The sequence below is a fragment of the Leisingera sp. F5 genome (assembly GCF_001593695.1).
The window spans coordinates 1-1253 of sequence record NZ_LUKH01001126.1 but is presented as its reverse complement, the minus strand read 5'-3'; the positions used below and the strand labels follow the sequence as shown (position 1 = coordinate 1253).

General features: G+C 65.6%; 2 protein-coding genes. One reads left to right on the top strand and one right to left on the bottom strand.

Annotated elements, in window-relative coordinates:
- Window positions 1–821: NAD(P)-dependent oxidoreductase (locus A2I95_RS39465; protein WP_291737807.1), on the top strand; the 821-nt coding region annotated here is incomplete at its 5' end.
- Between the two features lie 124 nt (window positions 822–945).
- Here the strand turns inward: A2I95_RS39465 and gcvH are convergent.
- Window positions 946–1253, bottom strand: a 308-nt coding sequence (gene gcvH, locus A2I95_RS39460) for a glycine cleavage system protein GcvH (protein ID WP_291737806.1), incomplete at its 5' end; no start/stop codon positions are given.

Sequence of the window (1253 nt, the reverse complement as noted above, 5' to 3'; positions counted from 1 at the left end):
ACCTGGAAGACATCACCATGCTGGCGGTCTCGGCGCTGAAGGGCGATCTGGCCGCGCAGCTGCCGAACCTGCAATTGGTGCAAAAGCTGGGTGCAGGGGTGGACAGCATCGTCGCACACCCCAGCGTTGCGCCGCATGTGCGCGTCACCCGGCTGAAGCCGCTGGAGCCCGCGCAGGAGATCGCCGAATACTGCCTCGCCTATGTGCTGCGCAGCCAGCGGAACATGGCGGAACACGCAGCATCCCAATCCCGCAGCGCCTGGGCGCCGCAGGCGCCGAAACGCGCCGCAGAAACCACAGTGGGCGTGCTGGGCCTCGGCCATATCGGCGGCATGTCCGCGCGGCTGATGCGCGATATGCGGTTCCGGGTGCTAGGCTGGAGTCGCTCCCCCAAGGAGATCACCGGTGTGGATTGCCGCCACGGCGAGGCGGCGCTGCCGCAGATGCTGGGGATATGCGACTATGTCTGCGCCATTCTGCCCTCCACCCCGGCCACCCGCGGGCTGATGGAAGCCCGGATGCTGGCAGCGATGAAGCCGGGCGCGACGCTGATCAATGCAGGCCGCGGCGATCTGGTGGATGAAGCCGCGCTTGCTGCCGCTCTGGACAAGGGTACGCCGGGCCATGCGGTGCTGGATGTGGTCAGCCAGGAACCCCTGCCCGCAGACAGCCCGCTGTGGACGCATCCGCAGGTAACGGTCACGCCGCATGTGTCAGGCTGGCATCTGGGCGATGCGCTTCGGGACGTGGTGGAGAATTACCGGCGGCTGGAGGCCGGCGAAGAGCTGCTGCACGAAGTGGACCGGCAGCGCGGCTATTGAGCCGGACCGGGGCAGCCCCCCGGCTTCTTTCTGGTTACAAATACCTCCCGCCGGAGGCACCGCCTTGTTCCCAGCAGGGAACAAGGCGGAATTCAGCGGCAGCCCCGATTGGGCCGCTCGCGGATCAGCTGATGAAATCCTTGTAGCCGGCGTCATCCATGTAATCGTCCATCGGCGACAGATCCGAGGGCTTGAGTTTGAAGAACCAGGCGCCGCCTTCGGGGTCTTCGTTCACCTTGCCGGGATCATCGGTCAGCGCCTCGTTCACTTCGACCACTTCACCGTCCAGCGGCGCCAGGATGTCGGAGGCCGCCTTGACCGATTCAATCACCACGATTTCTTCATCCTTGGAGACCTCGGTGCCGACTTCCGGCAGCTCCACAAAGACCACTTCGCCCAGCTGTTCCGCGGCATGGGCGGTGATGCCAACGG